Annotated in this window: 16 protein-coding genes; 11 read left to right on the forward strand and 5 right to left on the reverse strand. The window is 72.8% G+C overall.

Translation table 11 applies throughout. The features are described from left to right. Positions 1-14: 14 nt before the first annotated feature. The gene (locus B0I33_RS16920; protein ID WP_106179738.1) at positions 15-1499 is read right to left on the reverse strand and encodes a flavin-containing monooxygenase; all 1485 of its coding nucleotides are present in this window, start codon (positions 1497-1499) and stop codon (positions 15-17) included. Between the two features lie 59 nt (positions 1500-1558). Between B0I33_RS16920 and B0I33_RS30715 the strand changes: the two genes are divergently transcribed. After that, positions 1559-2242, forward strand: coding sequence for a TetR/AcrR family transcriptional regulator (locus tag B0I33_RS30715; RefSeq protein WP_181193331.1), 684 nt, complete (start codon positions 1559-1561; stop codon positions 2240-2242). Further along, the gene (locus tag B0I33_RS16930; RefSeq protein WP_106179740.1) at positions 2226-3392 is read left to right on the forward strand and encodes a saccharopine dehydrogenase family protein; all 1167 of its coding nucleotides are present in this window, start codon (positions 2226-2228) and stop codon (positions 3390-3392) included. Before B0I33_RS30715 ends, B0I33_RS16930 begins: the two co-directional genes overlap by 17 nt. Before the next feature lie 76 nt (positions 3393-3468). Here the strand turns inward: B0I33_RS16930 and hemW are convergent, their stop codons facing one another. Genes hemW through B0I33_RS16950 form a run of 4 tightly spaced genes read right to left on the reverse strand, consistent with a single transcriptional unit; the run spans position 3469 to position 7594 of the window. Continuing rightward, positions 3469-4671: a radical SAM family heme chaperone HemW gene (gene hemW, locus B0I33_RS16935; protein ID WP_106179741.1), complete on the reverse strand. Its 1203-nt coding sequence runs from the start codon at positions 4669-4671 to the stop codon at positions 3469-3471. Between the two features lie 21 nt (positions 4672-4692). Beyond that, the gene (locus tag B0I33_RS16940; protein ID WP_106179742.1) at positions 4693-5613 is read right to left on the reverse strand and encodes an ArsA family ATPase; all 921 of its coding nucleotides are present in this window, start codon (positions 5611-5613) and stop codon (positions 4693-4695) included. Beyond that, a complete protein-coding gene (locus tag B0I33_RS16945; RefSeq protein ID WP_106179743.1) occupies positions 5604-5876 on the reverse strand; it encodes a cory-CC-star protein in 273 nt (90 codons plus the stop codon). Before B0I33_RS16945 ends, B0I33_RS16940 begins: the two co-directional genes overlap by 10 nt. Then, positions 5873-7594 (reverse strand): carbon starvation CstA family protein, encoded by a 1722-nt coding sequence (locus B0I33_RS16950; RefSeq protein WP_106179744.1) that lies wholly within the window; start codon positions 7592-7594, stop codon positions 5873-5875. Before B0I33_RS16950 ends, B0I33_RS16945 begins: the two co-directional genes overlap by 4 nt. An 86-nt stretch (positions 7595-7680) precedes the next feature. Between B0I33_RS16950 and B0I33_RS16955 the strand changes: the two genes are divergently transcribed. The 9 genes from B0I33_RS16955 (at position 7681) to B0I33_RS16995 (ending at position 16312) form a co-directional block, all read left to right on the forward strand. After that, complete coding sequence (locus B0I33_RS16955; protein WP_106179845.1) at positions 7681-8496, forward strand: hypothetical protein; 816 nt, start codon at positions 7681-7683, stop codon at positions 8494-8496. 284 nt (positions 8497-8780) lie between these two features. Beyond that, on the forward strand, positions 8781-10463 hold the full coding sequence (locus tag B0I33_RS16960; RefSeq protein ID WP_106179745.1) for a nitrite/sulfite reductase: 1683 nt from the start codon (positions 8781-8783) through the stop codon (positions 10461-10463). Beyond that, positions 10460-10627, forward strand: coding sequence for an Insertion element protein (locus B0I33_RS30445; protein ID WP_106179746.1), 168 nt, complete (start codon positions 10460-10462; stop codon positions 10625-10627). Before B0I33_RS16960 ends, B0I33_RS30445 begins: the two co-directional genes overlap by 4 nt. Beyond that, positions 10624-11340 carry a phosphoadenylyl-sulfate reductase gene (locus B0I33_RS16970; protein WP_106179747.1) on the forward strand — a complete coding sequence of 239 codons (717 nt, stop codon included), beginning with the start codon at positions 10624-10626 and terminating at the stop codon, positions 11338-11340. The genes B0I33_RS30445 and B0I33_RS16970 overlap by 4 nt, the downstream gene beginning before the upstream one ends. Positions 11341-11351: 11 nt before the next feature. Continuing rightward, a complete protein-coding gene (gene cysD, locus B0I33_RS16975) occupies positions 11352-12320 on the forward strand; it encodes a sulfate adenylyltransferase subunit CysD (RefSeq protein WP_425440484.1) in 969 nt (322 codons plus the stop codon). Beyond that, positions 12320-13597 carry a sulfate adenylyltransferase subunit 1 gene (locus B0I33_RS16980; RefSeq protein WP_106179748.1) on the forward strand — a complete coding sequence of 426 codons (1278 nt, stop codon included), beginning with the start codon at positions 12320-12322 and terminating at the stop codon, positions 13595-13597. Before cysD ends, B0I33_RS16980 begins: the two co-directional genes overlap by 1 nt. Beyond that, on the forward strand, positions 13594-14331 hold the full coding sequence (locus B0I33_RS16985) for a sirohydrochlorin chelatase (RefSeq protein ID WP_106179749.1): 738 nt from the start codon (positions 13594-13596) through the stop codon (positions 14329-14331). The genes B0I33_RS16980 and B0I33_RS16985 overlap by 4 nt, the downstream gene beginning before the upstream one ends. Before the next feature lie 122 nt (positions 14332-14453). Further along, positions 14454-15431, forward strand: a complete 978-nt coding sequence (locus tag B0I33_RS16990) for an ATP-binding cassette domain-containing protein (protein WP_106179750.1) — start codon at positions 14454-14456, stop codon at positions 15429-15431. Further along, on the forward strand, positions 15428-16312 hold the full coding sequence (locus B0I33_RS16995; protein ID WP_245900753.1) for an ABC transporter permease: 885 nt from the start codon (positions 15428-15430) through the stop codon (positions 16310-16312). The genes B0I33_RS16990 and B0I33_RS16995 overlap by 4 nt, the downstream gene beginning before the upstream one ends. The last annotated feature ends 3 nt before the right edge of the window (positions 16313-16315 follow it).

Raw genomic sequence — 16315 nt, forward strand, 5'->3', positions numbered from 1 at the left:
GGCGAAGTCCCGCATCAGGCCACCGCCGCCCGCCGGGGCGCCGTCGTGAACTCGTACTCGCCGGGATCCACATGCCGTGTCCGCAGCCAGTAACGCCAGGTGAACCCCGGCCAGATCGTCCGGTTCACGCCGTGGGAGTCGAGGTACCAGCTCGTGCAGCCGCCGGTGCTCCACACGCCGCGCGCGAGCCTGCGCTGGATCTCGGCGTTGAATCGCCGCTGCACCGGCTCCTTCACCTCCACCGCGGTCGCGCCCCGCTCCCCGGCCAGGCGCATGGCCTCGGCGGCGTACCGGATCTGCGACTCGATCATGAACACCACCGAGTTGTGTCCCAGCCCGGTGTTGGGGCCGAGCAGCAGGAACAGGTTGGGGAAGCCGGACACGGTCACGCCGAGGTGCGTCTGGATGCCCTCGGCACGCCACTGCTCGGCGAGGTCCCGGCCGTTCCGGCCCCGCACGCGCAGCGACTCGAACGCGTCGGTGACGTGGAAGCCGGTGCCGTAGACGATCGCGTCGGCGGCGCGCTCGACCCCGTCACCGCCGACGATGCCGTGCGCGGTGACCTCCCGGATGCCGTCGGTATACAGGTGCACGTTGTCGCGAGTGAGCGCCGGATAGTAGGTGTTGGACCCGAGCACCCGCTTGCAGCCGAGCCGGTAGTCCGGCGTGACCTTCCGGCGCAGCTCCGGGTCGGCGATGCTGCGCTCGATGTGCCGCCTGCCCAGCCACTCACCGGCCCGCAGCAGCTCGGGGTGCCCGTTGAAACCGAGCGCGAACGACTCGTTCAGCCAGTACAGCGCGGCGCGGTAGGCGTTGCGGGCCAGCGGTGCCCGGCGGAACAGCCGCTTCGCCCACTCCGGGATCTCGCCACCCGGCCGCGGCAGCACCCAGGGTGGGGTGCGCTGGTAGACGTCCAGCCGGGCGACGCGCGGCGCGATCTCCGGCACGAACTGCACCGCGCTGGCCCCGGTGCCCACCACGGCGACGCGCTTGCCCTCCAGCGGGTAGTCGTGGTCCCAGCGCGCGGAGTGGAAGGCGGTACCGGCGAAGTTCTCGGCGCCGGGCAGCTTCGGGATGTTCGGGATGTGCAGCGCGCCGCTGCCGTCGACCAGGAACCGGCCGCTGAACTCCGCTCCCGAGGCGGTCTCGACATGCCAGCGCTGCGCGGCCTCGTCCCAGCGTGCCCCGGTGGCCTCGACGCCGAACCGGATGCTCCGGCGCAGGTCGTAGGTGTCGGCGACCCGCCGCAGGTACGCCCAGATCTCCGGCTGCCCGGAGAACGACCGCGACCAGTCGGGGTTCTGCGCGAAGGAGAAGGAGTACATGTGCGAGCGGATGTCGCAGGCGCAGCCCGGGTAGGTGTTGTCCCGCCACGTGCCGCCGAGGTCGTCGGCCTTCTCCAGGATGACGAAGTCGTCGCGACCCTCCTGGCGCAGCCGGATGGCCATGCCCAGCCCGGAGAAACCGGAGCCGATGATCACCACGCCCGTGTCCGTCATCCCGCACCGCCTCATATGGGTTACCACCGGTATCCGTTACTTCGAGTACTATCCGACCCGTGACCGAGAGTGTCAACCGTCACCACGACGGCCGGGCGGAACGCTGGCGGGCGCATCGCCTCGCCCGCAGGGCCGAGTTCGTCGACGCCGCGTTCCGGGCGTTCGACCGGCTCGGCCCCGGCGCGGGGATGGCGGACATCGCTCGCGAGGCCGGGGTGGCCAAGCCCCGGCTGTACCGGCACTTCGCCGACCGGGCGGCCCTGGTGGCGGCGGTCTCCGAGCGGCTGTCGGCGCTGGTCTGGGAACACCTCGGCCCGGCGCTGCGGGAACCGGCACCGATGCGGGTACGCGTGCGGGAGAGCCTGCGGGCGTACTTCGCCGTGGTCGACGAGCACCCCAACGTGGTCCGGCTGGTCTGCCGCGCCCGCTCGACCGACGTGGTGGCGGGCGACCGGGGCGCCGCGGCGGGTGCGATCGCGTCGATGTTCGGCGAGTACCTGAAGGTTTTCGGCGTCACGTCGGCGGGCACCGAACCGTGGGCGCACGGCGTCGTCGGCGCCGTGGAGGCGGCGAGCGACTGGTGGCTGGAGCACCCGGCCATGACCCGCGACGAGATCGTCGACTACCTGACCACGCTCGTCGGTGGCGCGATCGAGGCCGCGCTGCGGTCCGAAGGCGTCGACCTCGACCCCGACGAGCCCCTGGATCTGACCGGGAAGGAGCGGCATGGCAACCGATCGTGAACACGACCTCGTCCTGTTCGGCGGCACCGGGTTCACCGGTGGGCTGACGGCCGAGTACCTGGCACGGCACGCCCCGAAGGACCTCCGCTGGGCGCTGGCCGGGCGGAACAGGCAGAAGCTGGAACGGCTGCGCGCGCGACTGGCCCGGATCGACGCGGCGTGCGAGAAGCTCCCGCTGCTGCAGGCCGACGCCGCCGACCCGGAGTCGCTGCGGCAGGTCGCCGCCGCGTCCCGCGTGGTGGTCACCACCGTCGGCCCCTACACGCTCCACGGCGAGCCGCTGGTGGCGGCCTGCGCCGAGAACGGCACCGACTACCTCGACCTCACCGGCGAGCCCGAGTTCGTCGACCGCATGTACCTCGCCTACGACGCGGCGGCCCGGCGCACCGGCGCCCGGCTGGTCCACGCGTGCGGGTTCGACTCGATCCCCTACGACCTCGGCACCTACTTCACCGTGCGGCAGCTGCCCGAGGGCGTGCCGCTCTCCGTCACCAGCAGGCTCCGCGTCCGCGCGGAGTTCTCCGGCGGCACGTACTCCTCCGCGCTCACCATCGTGTCCCGGTCCCGCGACGCGGCCCGTGCGGCGCGGGAGCGCCACCGGGCGGAGCCGAGGCCCGAGGGCAGGCGCATCCGCACCACGACCGCGCGGCCGCACCGCGCCGACGGGCAGTGGCTGCTGCCGATGCCGACGCTGGACCCGAGGATCGTCGCCCGCTCGGCGGCCGCACTGGACCGCTACGGACCCGACTTCGGCTACCGGCAGTACGTCGCGCTGCGGCGGCTGCCCACCGTGCTCGCGGCCGGTGCGGGCGTCGGGCTGCTCGCGCTGCTCGCGCAGATCCCGCCCGTCCGCGACGCGCTCGGCAGGCTCCGCAAGCCCGGCGAGGGGCCCAGCGAACGGCGCAGGGCGAAGTCGTGGTTCCAGGTGCGGTTCACCGGCGAGGGCGGCGGCACCCGGGTCGAGACGGAGTTCGCGGGCGGCGACCCGGGCTACGACGAGACGGCGAAGATGCTCGCCGAGTCCGCCCTGTGCCTGGCACTGGACGACCTCCCCGCCACGGCGGGCCAGGTCACGACGGCGCAGGCGATGGGTGACGCGCTGCTCGACCGCCTCGTCCGCGCGGGCCTCACGATCCGCACCCTGCCCTGACCCACCCCGCCCCGAGCAGTGAATGGCACATTCCTCGCGGTGAACGCAGGGAATGTGCCCTTCACTGCCGGGCGGGTCAGGGGGCCAGGCGGCGGACCACGGCGTCGGCGAGCAGACGGCCCCGGTCGGTGAGCACGGCCCGGCCCGCCGCGCGGGCGGCCGGGTCGAGCAGCCCGTCGGCGGCCGCCTCCGCCGCCGCCCGCCTGCCGTCGTCGTGCAGCACGCCGAGCGGCAGCCCTTCGGCGAGCCGCAGCTCCAGCAGGACGCGCTCCAGGTGGCGGTCGGCTTCGGTGAGCACCTCGTGCCCGGCGACGGGCAGGCCGCCGTCGGCAAGGCGGGCGGCGTAGCGCGCGGGGTGTTTGACGTTCCACCACCGCACGCCGCCGACGTGGCCGTGCGCGCCCGGCCCCGCACCCCACCAGTCGCCGCCCTGCCAGTAGCCGAGGTTGTGCCTGCACCGGGCGGCGGGCCCGCTCGCCCAGTTGGACACCTCGTACCAGCGCAGCCCGGCCTCGTTCAGGCGGCGGTCGACGAGTTCGTAGCTCGCGGCCAGCGCGTCGTCGTCCGGAGCGGGCAGCTCACCGCGACGGACCCGCCGGGCGAGGGCGGTGCCCTCCTCGACGATCAGCGCGTACGCCGAGACGTGGTCGACCCCGGCGTCGAGCACCGCCGCCAGCGAGGCCTCCAGGTCCTCGGTGCGCTCCCCCGGCGTCCCGTAGATGAGGTCCAGGTTGACGTGCTCGAAGCCGGCCGCCCGGGCCTCCCTGGCCGCCCGCACCGGCCGTCCCGGCGTGTGCACGCGGTCGAGCACCCGCAGCACGTGCGGCGCGGCGGACTGCATGCCCAGCGACACGCGCGTGTAGCCGGCGGCGCGGATGCCCGCGAAGAACTCCGGTGCCGTGGACTCGGGGTTCGACTCGGTGGTCACCTCCGCGCCGGGCGCCAGGCCGAAGGCGTCGCGCACGGCGCCGAGCACCGCCGCCAGGCCCTCGGCGCCCAGCAGGGACGGGGTGCCGCCGCCGACGAACACCGTGTCGGCGGCCGGCGGCGTGCCCAGTGCCTCCGCGGCCAGGGCGAGCTCCCGGCGCAGGCCCTCCAGCCACGAGCCGGGCGACGCGCCCGAGCCGAGCTCGCCCGCGGTGTAGGTGTTGAAGTCGCAGTAGCCGCAGCGGGTGGCGCAGAACGGCACGTGCACGTACACCCCGAACGGGCGGGTGCCGAGCCCGCGCAGCGCGGACTCCGGCAGGGCGAACTGGTCGGGGGGTACCGCGATGGTCACCCCACCAGTGTCCCACCGGCGCTACAGCTCCCCCAGGCGGCGGGCCAGCTCGCCGAGCTCACCGGCCCCGGTGAGGGCGTCCGGGAGCAGTGGGACACGCACCAGGCCGGTGCCGGAGAACCGCCCGGCCAGCTCGGCCAGCACCCGCTCCTGGTGCTCCCGGCGCCGCGCCAGCACCCCGGTCTCGTCGTCGGGCACGACCCGGTTGACGACGGTCCGGCCCAGCCGGAGACCGCCGCCCTCCAGCGCCTCGGCGGCCCGCAGCGTCTCCGCGAGAGGCAGCTGCTCGGGCACGAGCACCAGGTGCACGAGCGCGTCGTCCCGCAGCCGGGCCCGCAGCCACTCCAGCCGGTCGCGGCGCGCGTGCAGGCGGTCCAGCAGCGGGTCCGGCCGTTCCCGCTCCCCGCCGAGCATCCCGGCCAGCAGCCGATCCGCGCCGCGCGCCCGTTCCCGCTGGCGCGCCAGTCCCTCGATCCACGGGGTGAGCAGCGCGGGCAGGCTCAGCAGGCGCACCATGTGCCCGGTCGGCGCGCTGTCCACGACCAGCCGGTCCCACCGCGCACCGACCTCCTCGACGAGGCCGGTGAGCCGGTCCAGCAGCGCGGACTCCACGGTGCCGGGGCTGTCCGCCGCGCGCGCCAGATGCCGCTCGACCGCGGGCAGCACCTCCCTCGGCACCGCGTGCCGCGCGTCCTCGGTGATCTCCGCGACCCGCCTGCGGGCCTGCTCCTCGCCGCTGATCTCCGCCGCCCACAGCAGGGGCGCGACCTCGCGCGGCTGCCCGGACAGCGGCGTCGCCAGCACGTCGCCGAGCGAGTGCGCCGGATCGGTGGACACGACCAGCGTCCGCTCCCCCGCCCCGGCCCTGCCGAGCGCGTACGCGGCGGCCAGCGTCGTCTTGCCCACGCCGCCCTTGCCGCCGAAGAAGCGGATCAACAGCACACCCCGGGATCGCCGAAACTCTCCTGACCCATCCGCCGGTGCCAGGCGTGCAGGTCGGCCACCAGGTACGGCACGAGGTCCAGCGTCTCGTACGCGACGGGGTTGTCCACGCCGAGCGACTCCAGCATCACCAGCGCCCGCAGGGTGTCCTCCTGGCGCCGGACCTCACGCCGCAGCCCCTGCCGCCAGCGGGCGACGAAGAGTTGGTCGTGCGCGGCCTCCGCCCTGCGCCAGGCGGAGGCCAGGCGGGTGCGCAGGCTCACGACTCCCGTTCCGGCTCGGGCGCCGGGGCGCCGGTCCGCGCGCCGAGCCACGCCTTCCGCAGTGCCACGGCCGCCTCGAAGATCAGCCAGACCGCCAGCACGAAGATGATCGCGTCGAGCGGGGCCAGCACCCAGTCGCCTTCGCCGATGAAGTTGCCGAGGTTGACGATCAGCGCCCAGCTGGTCATGACCAGCAGGAACACCAGCGGGACGAGCACCGCGACCGGGTTGCGGCGGTTCTTGGTGACCCACACCGCCACCACGGCGAGCGCCAGGCCCGCGGTGAGCTGGTTGGTGGTGCCGAACAGCTGCCACAGCACACCGAACGTGTAGCCGCGCTCGCCGCCGCCGGGCAGCAGGGCCATCACCAGCGGCACGATGACCGCGATGCCGGTGGCCAGCGTGACGTTGCGGGCAATCGTCCGCGCGCCCGCGATCTCGGCGATCTCCTGGACGATGTAGCGCTGCAGCCGCACGCCGGTGTCCATCGTGGTCGCCGCGAAGCTGATCACGACGATCGCCGCGAAGATCGTGCCGATCGCGACCGGCACGCCGATGTTGTTCGCGAACTGCGCCACACCGTTGACGAAGTTGCCCACCGCGCCGTCCGAGGCGGTCGCGAAGTCGGGGTAGGCGGCCTTCCAGTCGGCCGTGGTCGCGACGATGCCCGCCGTGCAGGCGAGGATCGACGCGAGCGCGAGCGAGCCCTCGCCGACCGCGCCGACATAGCCGACGTACCGGGCGTCGGTCTCCTTGTCGAGCTGTTTCGACGTGGTGCCCGACGACACGAGACTGTGGAACCCGGAGATCGCCCCGCACGCGATCGTGATGAACAGGAACGGGAACCAGTGCGGCGAGCCCTCGGGGGTGTCGTTGAACGCGGGCGCCACGATCCGGTCGAAACCGACGATGATGCCGAGCCCGATCACACCGAGCGCGATGAACAGCTGGTGCGAGTTGATGTAGTCGCGTGGCTGGAGCAGCACCCACACCGGGATCCGCGAGGCGACGAAGGTGTAGGCGAACAGCAGGATCACCCAGATGTTGCGCTCGGTGAAGAACCCGTCCTCGGCCGCGATGCCCGCGAGCGAGATCGGCACGAGCTGGCCCAGCAGGATCGACACGTAGAGCAGGATCACGCCGACGATCGACGGCAGGAGCGCGGCGCTGCGCGTGCGGTAGACGTACTGGCCGATGCCGATGGCGAGCGGGATCTCCAGCAGGATCGGCAGCACGGCCTCCGGGTTGGCCACGAACAGATTGCCGATCACCACGGCGAACACGGCGTTCACCAGGGTGAGCAGGAAGAAGATGATCAGCAGGAACAGCGTGCGCGCCCGCCGGTTGATGACCTCCCTGGCCAGGGTGCCGATGCTCTTGGCGCGGTGCCGGACCGACACCGCGAGCGCGCCGAAGTCGTGCACGCCCGCCGCGAAGATCGTGCCGAGCACGACCCACGCCAGCGCGGGGCCCCAGCCCCAGAACACCGCGATCGCCGGGCCGACGATCGGCGCCGCCCCGGCCACCGACGTGAAGTGGTGACCGAACAGCACGTGCTTGTTGGTCGGCACGAAGTCGACGCCGTCCCGCATGCTGTGGGCCGGGGTGACGAACGCCGGATCGAGGGCGTAGACGTTCTTGGCGAGATACGCCGAGTAGTAGCGGTAGCCGAGGTAGAACAGCACGGCTACGACCAGCGCAACGACGATGGCGGGCATGTCGCTCACTCCTGGCACCATTGGCGGGAGGCTCTGTCGACGTGGGACGTTAACAGCCCGACGATCTTCTGGTAAGAGCCTGGATGATGAACGAGCAGCTTCCGTTATGGCGGCGCGCGCTGACCGCCGAGCTGTGCTGGCTGGACGAGGCGGGGCAGCCGCACGTGGTGGCCAGCACCCCCCTGGTCGCCGGCTCGGTGCCGTGCGTGGCCCTGCCCTACGCCAGAGCGCCCGAGGTGGCGGGCATCGGCACGGGCACGCCGGTCGCGTTCGCGGTGACGGACTCGCGCTCGCTGCGGCGGGGAGGTCCCGGCCACGCGTGGTACGGCACCGTGACGAGGACCGAGGACACCGAGGGCGACTTCTTCGCCGTCGAGCTCCTGCGCCAGGAGCTGACCAAGTACCCGCCGTCACGCACGTTCGCCGACAGCCCGCTGCTGTGCCGGGAGAACTGGTGGTGGCTGCCGCGGATCGTGCTCCGGCTGGCGCGCCGCGCGCACGCCGTCGAGCTGCCCGCGCGCACCAGCCCGCACCGGCACGCCCTGCTGGCGCGGGAGCGGTCCGGGGAGTTGGCGCTGGACGTGGTGGACCTGCCGGACGGCGCGCAGGGCACGGGCGGCCCGGCCGCGCTGCCGTTGCGGTCGCTGGCCGGCGGCGCGCTGCGCGGTGACGGCGCGCAGGCGCTGGCGTTCGGCTACGACTACTCGATGCCGGACATGGAACGCTGGGAACCGTGGTCGCTGCGCGGCCCGCTGCTCGGCGACCGGCTGGAGGTCACCGACCGCGCCGGGGCCCCGGGCGCCGAGCTGGGGCCGCTGACGCTGCTGCAGCGCATCCGGCGGCAGCGGACGCTGTCGAGGGCCTGCCGCCGGGAGCTCGCGGCGGCGCAAAACCGCAGCTAGTGACGCTCCTCCCACCATGCGGACGGCGCTAGACCACATCCTGAGCGCATGGCACCCTGAGAACCGTGACTATCGCCGGTGTGCTCCTCGTGGTTCGACGCCACGTGGACTACCTGCGTGTCTCCAGCAGTCTCTGCCGGCGCTGACCCCATTCCGCGCGCCGCAATCCGCCCAACGTAGGACAGCAGGCGGCGCCGGACGTGCCGCGAACTGCCCCCACCACGGCCCTGCCCGGGCGGTCCGGCGCGCACGGCGCCCGCTCCCAGCTCTGGAGGACGACACCGATGGCCCCGAACACAGGCCGCCCCGCACGGACCAGGCAACGTCGCGGTGAGGGTCAGTGGGCCCTGGGCTACCGCGAGCCGCTCAACCCGAACGAGCGCTCGAAGAAGGACGACGCCCCGCTCAACGTCCGCGCGCGCATCGAGAACATCTACGCCCACCGCGGCTTCGACGCCATCGACCCCGGTGACCTGCGCGGACGCTTCCGCTGGTACGGCCTCTACACGCAGCGCAAGCCCGGCATCGACGGCGGCCGCACCGCCACGCTGGAGCCCGAGGAGCTCGACGACGAGTACTTCATGCTGCGGGTGCGCGTCGACGGCGGCGCGCTGACCACCCAGCAGCTGGCCGTGATCGGCGAGGTCTCGCAGGTCCACGCCCGCGACACCGCGGACATCACCGACCGGCAGAACATCCAGTACCACTGGATCCGCATCGAGGACATGCCCGCCGTCTGGGAGAAGCTGGAGGGCGCGGGCCTGACCACGATGGAGGCGTGCGGCGACAGCCCGCGCGTCATCCTCGGCTCCCCGGTGGCGGGCATCGCGGCCGACGAGGTCATCGACGGCACCCCGGCCATCGAGGAGATCCGCCGCCGCTACGTCGGCGACCCGGCGTTCGCCAATCTGCCGCGCAAGTTCAAGACCGCCGTCTCCGGCCTGCCCGACGTGGCGCACGAGATCCACGACGTCGCGTTCATCGGCGTGGTCCACCCCGAGCACGGTCCCGGCTTCGACGTCTGGGTCGGCGGTGGCCTGTCCACCAACCCGATGATCGGGCAGCGGCTCGGTGCCTGGGTGCCACTGGACGAGGTGCCCGACGTGTGGGCGGGCGTGGTGAGCGTCTTCCGCGACTACGGCTACCGCAGGCTGCGGTCGCGGGCGCGGATCAAGTTCCTGGTGAAGGACTGGGGCGCCGAGCGGTTCCGCGAGGTGCTGGAGAACGAGTACCTCGGGCGGGCGCTGCTCGACGGCCCGGCCCCCGAGGTGCCCGAGCGGCCGGTCGACCACGTGGGCGTGCACCGGCAGCGGGACGGGCGCTACTACGTCGGTGCCGCGCCGGTGGCGGGCCGGACCTCCGGCACCGACCTGGTCGCGGTCGCCAAGGCCGCGGAGCGGGCGGGCTCCGGCCGGGTGCGGCTCACGCCACAGCAGAAGCTCGTGGTGCTCGACGTGCCGGAGACGGAGATCGAGGGGCTGCGCGCCGAACTGGCGGAGCTGGGGTTGCAGACGGATCCGACGCCGTGGCGGCGGGGCGTGATGGCCTGCACGGGCATCGAGTTCTGCAAGCTCGCGATCGTCGAGACCAAGGCGCGAGCCCAGGAGCTGGTCGCCGACCTGGAGCGCAGGCTGGCCGACATCCAGGCCGGTGTGGACACCCCGGTGAGCGTGCACCTCAACGGCTGCCCCAACTCCTGCGCCCGGATCCAGACCGCCGACATCGGCCTGAAGGGCCAGATCGTCACCGACGCCAACGGCGACCAGGTCGAGGGTTTCCAGGTGCACCTCGGCGGCGGGCTGGGGCTCGACGCCGGTTTCGGGCGGAAGCTGCGAGGGCACAAGGTCACCAGCGCGGAGCTCACCGACTATGTGGAGCGGGTCGTGCGCAACTACGTGGCCGGCCGCGCGGACGGCGAGCGGTTCGCGCAGTGGGTGGCACGGGCCGAGGAGGGACAGCTGCGGTGAGCGAGACAGGACCCAGCACCGGCCGGGCCGTGCCGTTCCACTGTCCGTACTGTGGCGAGGAGGACCTGCGGCCGGAAGAGAACGGCGCGTGGCTGTGTTCCTCCTGCCGGCGGGTGTTCTCGGTGAAGTTCATCGGGCTGCAGATACCGGAGGTAACACGATGACGGCGGCATCGCCGACCGAGCAGTCGACCGAGGAGCTGAAGGCCCTCGCGGAAAGGGCGGCCGAAGAGCTGGCGGACGCCGGCGCCGAGGCGGCGCTGCGCTGGGCCGTCGAGCAGTTCGGCGACGATCTCATCGTGGCGTCGAACATGCAGGACGCCGTGCTCATCGACCTGGCCACGAAGGTCAAGCCCGACGTGGACGTCCTGTTCCTCGAGACGGGTTACCACTTCGCGGAGACGATCGGCACCCGGGACGCCGTGCAGACGGTCTATCCGGACATCCGGATCATCGACGCCAAACCGGCACAGACGGTCGCCGAACAGGACGCGGAGTACGGGCCACGGCTGCACGAGCGCGACCCGAACCAGTGCTGCTTCCTGCGCAAGGTGGTGCCGCTGCGCGACACGCTCGCGAACTACTCGTGCTGGGTCACCGGCGTGCGCCGGGTCGACGCGCCGACGAGGGCGAACACCCCGATCGTCACCTGGGACGACCGCAACGGGCTGGTGAAGGTCAACCCGATCGCGCCGTGGACGGACGAGGAGTTCAACGACTACCTCGACCGGCACGGCATTCTGCAGAACCCGCTCGTCGGCGAGGGGTACCTGTCCATCGGCTGCGCGCCGTGCACGGCTAAGGTCGCGCCGGGTGCCGACCCGCGGAGCGGCCGCTGGGCCGGACAGTCCAAGACCGAGTGCGGCCTGCACGGCTGAGAAAGGACGCCATGACCGCGCTTCACGAGACACGCGAGACGGGCGAACCGGACACTGTTTCCGCGGTGTCCGCTGCCGCCACCGACGCCGCGCGGGACAACCTCGCCGCGCTGGAGTCGGAGGCGATCCACATCTTCCGCGAGGTCGCGGGCGAGTTCGACCGCCCGGTGATCCTCTTCTCCGGTGGCAAGGACTCCACGCTGCTGCTGCACCTGGCGATCAAGGCGTTCTGGCCGGCGCCGGTGCCGTTCCCGCTGCTGCACGTGGACACCGGACACAACTTCGACGAGGTCATCTCCTTCCGTGACCGGATGGCCGAGCGGCACGGGCTGCGGCTCATCGTCGCGCACGTGCAGGACTGGATCGACGACGGGCGGCTCACCGAGCGCCCCGACGGCACACGGAACCCGCTGCAGACCCAGCCGCTGCTCGACACCATCGCCGAGCACCGGTTCGACGCGGTGTTCGGCGGCGGCCGCCGCGACGAGGAGCGCGCCAGGGCCAAGGAGCGCATCTTCAGCCTGCGCAACGCGTTCGGCCAGTGGGAGCCGCGCAGGCAGCGGCCCGAGCTGTGGAACCTGTACAACGGCAGGCACCGTCCCGGTGAGCACGTGCGGGTCTTCCCGCTGTCCAACTGGACCGAGTCGGACGTGTGGAACTACATCGCGCGCGAGCGCGTGGAGCTGCCGTCGATCTACTACGCCCACCAGCGCAAGGTGTACCGCCGCGACGGCATGTGGCTCACCGAGGGACCGTGGGGCGGCCCCCGCGAGGGCGAGGAGGTCAAGGAGCTGACGGTGCGCTACCGCACGGTCGGCGACGGATCGTGCACCGGCGCGGTCGAGTCCACAGCGTCCACTGTGGAGGAAGTTATCGCCGAGGTGCAGGCCAGCAGGCTCACCGAGCGCGGTGCCACCCGGGCGGACGACCGGCTGTCCGAGGCCGCGATGGAGGACCGCAAGCGGGAGGGTTATTTCTGATGAGTTCCTTGCTACGGCTGGCCACGGCCGGCAGCGTGGACGACGGGAAGTCGACCCTGGTCGGCCGCTTGCTGTACGACACGAAGTCCGTCCTCGCCGACCAGCTCGACGCGGTCCAGCGCGCGAGCGTCGACCGTGGACTGTCCACACCGGATCTCTCGCTGCTGGTGGACGGCCTGCGCTCCGAGCGGGAGCAGGGCATCACGATCGACGTGGCCTACCGTTACTTCGCCACGCCGAGGCGGAGCTTCGTGCTGGCGGACACACCCGGCCACGTGCAGTACACGCGCAACACGGTGACCGGCGCGTCCACCGCGCAGCTGGCCGTGCTGCTGGTGGACGCGCGCAAGGGCGTCGTCGAGCAGACGCGGCGGCACGCGGCCGTGCTGGCCCTGCTCGGCGTGCCCCGGCTCGTGCTGGCGGTCAACAAGGTGGACCTCATCAACTACGACGAGGCCGCGTTCACCGTGATCGCCAAGGAGTTCGCCACGCACGCGGCGTCGCTGGGTTACGCCGAGGGCTCGGTGCTGACCATCCCGGTGTCGGCGCTGCACGGCGACAACGTCGCCACGCGCTCGGAGAACACGCCGTGGTACGGCGGTCCCACCCTGCTGGAGCACCTGGAGCAGGTGCCGGTGGCGCCCGACCCGCACGACGCGCCGTTCCGGTTCCCCGTGCAGTACGTCATCCGGCCCCGCACGGCCGACTACCCCGACTACCGCGGATACGCCGGGCAGATCGCGGCGGGGACCGTGCGGCCCGGCGACGAGGTCGTGGTGCTGCCGCAGGGGCTGCGCACCAGGGTGACCCGGGTCGACACCGCCGACGGCCCCCGCGACGAGGCGGGCGCGGGCAGCTCGGTGACCGTGCTGCTGGCCGACGACCTCGACATCGCGCGGGGCGACCTCATCGCCTCGGCGACCGACCGGCCGGAGGTCACCGACGAGTTCACCGCCACCCTGTGCTGGCTGTCCAGCTCGTCGCTGCGGCCTGGCGCGCGCGTGCTCGTCAAGCACGGCGCGCGCACGGTGCAGGCACTGGTCGAGGAGCTGGGCTCCCGCTTCGACGAGCAGACGTTGTCCACTGTGGATTCTCCGGAGTCGCTGGAGCTGAACGAGATCGGCGGTGTCCGGATCCGGCTGTCCGAGGAGCTGCCGGTGGACGAGTACTCGCACAGCCCGCGCACGGGCGCGTTCCTGGTGATCGACCCGAAGAACGGCGACACGCTGGCCGCGGGCCTGGTCGGGGAGCGCCTTTCGGCGGTGGGCGCGGGGTGACCCTCGTCGCCGTCGCGCACGGCAGCCGCGACCCGAGGTCGGCGGCCACCGTGCGCGCCCTCGTGGGAGCCGTCCGCACCGTCTCCCCCGGGCTCGACGTCCGCGAGGCGTTCCTCGACCTGTCCGAGCCGAAGGTCGGCGATGTCCTCGCCCGCCTGCACGCCGAGGGCGCACGGACGGCCGTCGCCGCGCCGCTGCTGCTCGGCAGCGCCTACCACGCCCGAGTGGACCTGCCCGGGATCGTCGCCGAGGCCGCGGAACGGTTCCCGCCGCTGCGGGTGTCGGTCGCGGACGTGCTCGGCACCGACCCGCTGCTCGACGCCGTCGCGCTCGACCGGCTGGCCGCCGCGGGCGCCGACCCGGCCGATCCGGAGCTCGGCGTCGTGGTCGCCGCGGTCGGCTCGTCCCACCCGCCCGCGAACGACGCGGTCGCGCGCCTCGCCGCCCGCTGGCAGGCGCGGCACGGCTGCCTCGCGGCTCCCGCGTTCGCCAGCGCGGCGAAACCCGACGTGCCCGCGGCCCTGGCCCGGCTGCGCGCCCGCGGCGCACGGCACTTCGCCGTCGCGTCGTGGTTCCTCGCCCCCGGGCTGCTGCCCGACCGCGTGCTCGGGCAGGTACGCGAGCACGCCCCCGGCGCCCCGGTCGCGGAGCCGCTGGGCGCCGACCCGCGGGTGGCCGAGCTGGTGGTCCGCCGCTACCACGAGGCCGTCTCCGCGGCCGCCCGCAGCGCGTAGCATTCCGCCCTGCCCGTGCTGACCGGCGGCGCAGCGGCGCGGAGCGCCGCCACCAGGGGTGGCGGCCGGGCGACGGGAGAGCCGCGCCACGTTTCGCACGCACGAGGCAGTAAGGGGTAGCGATGCCGGAACGAAGCGCCGTCCGGGTGCGCGGGCTCGAGAAGTCCTACGGCGAGGTCCAGGCCGTCCGGGGGATCGACCTCGACGTGACCGAGCGGGAGATGTTCGGCTTCCTCGGGCCCAACGGCGCGGGCAAGACGACCGCCATCAAGATCCTCTGCACCATCGTCGAGCCCACCGCGGGGTCGGCCACGGTCGCCGGCTGCGACGTGCGGGACCAGCGCGCCGAGGTGCGCCGCCGGATCGGCGTGGTGTTCCAGGAGCCGACCCTGGACACCTACCTGAGCGCCGAGCAGAACCTCCGCTTCCACGGTGAACTGTACGGGATGCCGAGGCGGCTGCTGCGCGAGCGGATCGATGACGTGCTGGGGATGGTCGGGCTGGCCGACCGCAGGCACGAACCGGTCCTGAGGTTCTCGGGCGGCATGAAACGCAGGCTGGAGATCGGCCGGGGCCTGCTGCACGCCCCCGAGGTGCTGTTCCTCGACGAGCCCACGATCGGGCTCGACCCGCAGACCAGGGCCTCCATCTGGGAGTACATCGGGCGGCTGCGGGACAGCCAGGACATCACGATCTTCCTGACCACGCACTACATGGACGAGGCCGAGCACTGCGACCGGATCGCGATCATGAACCGCGGGGAGATCGTGGTGACCGACACCCCGGACGCGCTCAAGAGCAGCGTCGGGGCCGACCGGGTGCAGATCCGCACCGAGGACGACGACGCCGCCCTCGGCCTGCTCCGCGAGCGTTTCGGCGTCGAGGCCGCCGTCCACGGCGGCATGGTGACGTTCGCCGTTCCGGAGGGGGCGGAGTTCGTGCCCCGGCTGTTCGCCGGGCTGGGGCTGGCCATCAACACGGTGACCGTGACCCGGCCCAGCCTCGACGACGTGTTCATGGCCTACACGGGACGCACCATCGCCGACACCGAGCAGGCCGAGGGACCTGCCGCGTTCGCCCGGATGATGGCGCGCCGATGAGCGAGGGACCCGAGATGAGCGTGACCGGCGACGTACGGGAACGGGCGGGCCGGCCGGTGGCCACCCGCGGCGTGCGGCACGGGCTGCGGGCCACGGCCATGGTGTGGCGCCGCGAGATGATCCGCTTCCGGCACGACCGCATGCGCCTGTTCTCGATGCTGGTGCAGCCGCTGCTGTTCCTGTTCGTGCTGGGCACGGGCCTGGCCGGGGTGGTCCGCACCGAGGGCGCGCTCGACTTCCGCACGTTCCTGTTCCCCGGTGTGCTGGCGATGTCGGTGCTGTTCGCCGCCGCGTTCGCGGGCATCTCGCTGGTGTGGGACCGGGAGTTCGGCTTCCTGCGGGAGATGCTCGTCGCGCCGGTGAGCAAGACGTCGATCGTCGCGGGCAAGTGCCTGGGCGGCGCGACCACGGCCACCCTGCAGACCGTCGTGCTGCTCGGGCTGGCCGGCGTCGTCGGCGTGCCCTACGACCCGCTGCTGCTGCTCACGCTGCTCGCCCTGCTGTTCCTCGGCGCGCTCATGCTCACCGCCCTCGGCGTGCTCCTCTCGGCCCGGATCACGCAGATCCAGTCGGCGATGCCGGTCACCCAGCTGACGATCACGCCGATGATGTTCCTGTCCGGGGCCCTGTTTCCGATGGCGAACCTGCCGGACTGGCTCGCGGTGCTGACCAAGCTCAACCCGCTCACCTACGTCGTGCAGCCGATGCGCTCGGTGGTGTTCGACCACGTGGGCGTCTCCGCGCGGGCGCGGGAGGCCTTCGACCCGGCGATCACGTGGGGCGGGTGGACCGTGCCGGTCGGCGTCCAGGTCCTGGTCGCGGTCGGCTGCACGCTCGCGCTGGTGGCCGGCGGGATCGCGCTGTTCAACCGGACCGAGTGACGG

Origin of the sequence: Prauserella shujinwangii (genome assembly GCF_003001955.1) — a bacterium.
GTDB classification, from domain to species: Bacteria; Actinomycetota; Actinomycetes; order Mycobacteriales; family Pseudonocardiaceae; genus Qaidamihabitans; species Qaidamihabitans shujinwangii.

What these genes read in the sequence shown, in the direction of transcription:
- B0I33_RS16920 (WP_106179738.1), bottom strand. Translation starts at nt 1,499, where the DNA reads ATGACGGACACGGGCGTGGTGATCATCGGCTCCGGTTTCTCCGGGCTG.
- B0I33_RS16930 (WP_106179740.1), top strand. Translation starts at nt 2,226, where the DNA reads ATGGCAACCGATCGTGAACACGACCTCGTCCTGTTCGGCGGCACCGGG.
- B0I33_RS16950 (WP_106179744.1), bottom strand. Translation starts at nt 7,594, where the DNA reads ATGCCCGCCATCGTCGTTGCGCTGGTCGTAGCCGTGCTGTTCTACCTC.
- B0I33_RS16955 (WP_106179845.1), top strand. Translation starts at nt 7,681, where the DNA reads ATGAACGAGCAGCTTCCGTTATGGCGGCGCGCGCTGACCGCCGAGCTG.
- B0I33_RS16960 (WP_106179745.1), top strand. Translation starts at nt 8,781, where the DNA reads ATGGCCCCGAACACAGGCCGCCCCGCACGGACCAGGCAACGTCGCGGT.
- B0I33_RS16970 (WP_106179747.1), top strand. Translation starts at nt 10,624, where the DNA reads ATGACGGCGGCATCGCCGACCGAGCAGTCGACCGAGGAGCTGAAGGCC.
- cysD (WP_425440484.1), top strand. Translation starts at nt 11,352, where the DNA reads ATGACCGCGCTTCACGAGACACGCGAGACGGGCGAACCGGACACTGTT.
- B0I33_RS16980 (WP_106179748.1), top strand. Translation starts at nt 12,320, where the DNA reads ATGAGTTCCTTGCTACGGCTGGCCACGGCCGGCAGCGTGGACGACGGG.
- B0I33_RS16990 (WP_106179750.1), top strand. Translation starts at nt 14,454, where the DNA reads ATGCCGGAACGAAGCGCCGTCCGGGTGCGCGGGCTCGAGAAGTCCTAC.
- B0I33_RS16995 (WP_245900753.1), top strand. Translation starts at nt 15,428, where the DNA reads ATGAGCGAGGGACCCGAGATGAGCGTGACCGGCGACGTACGGGAACGG.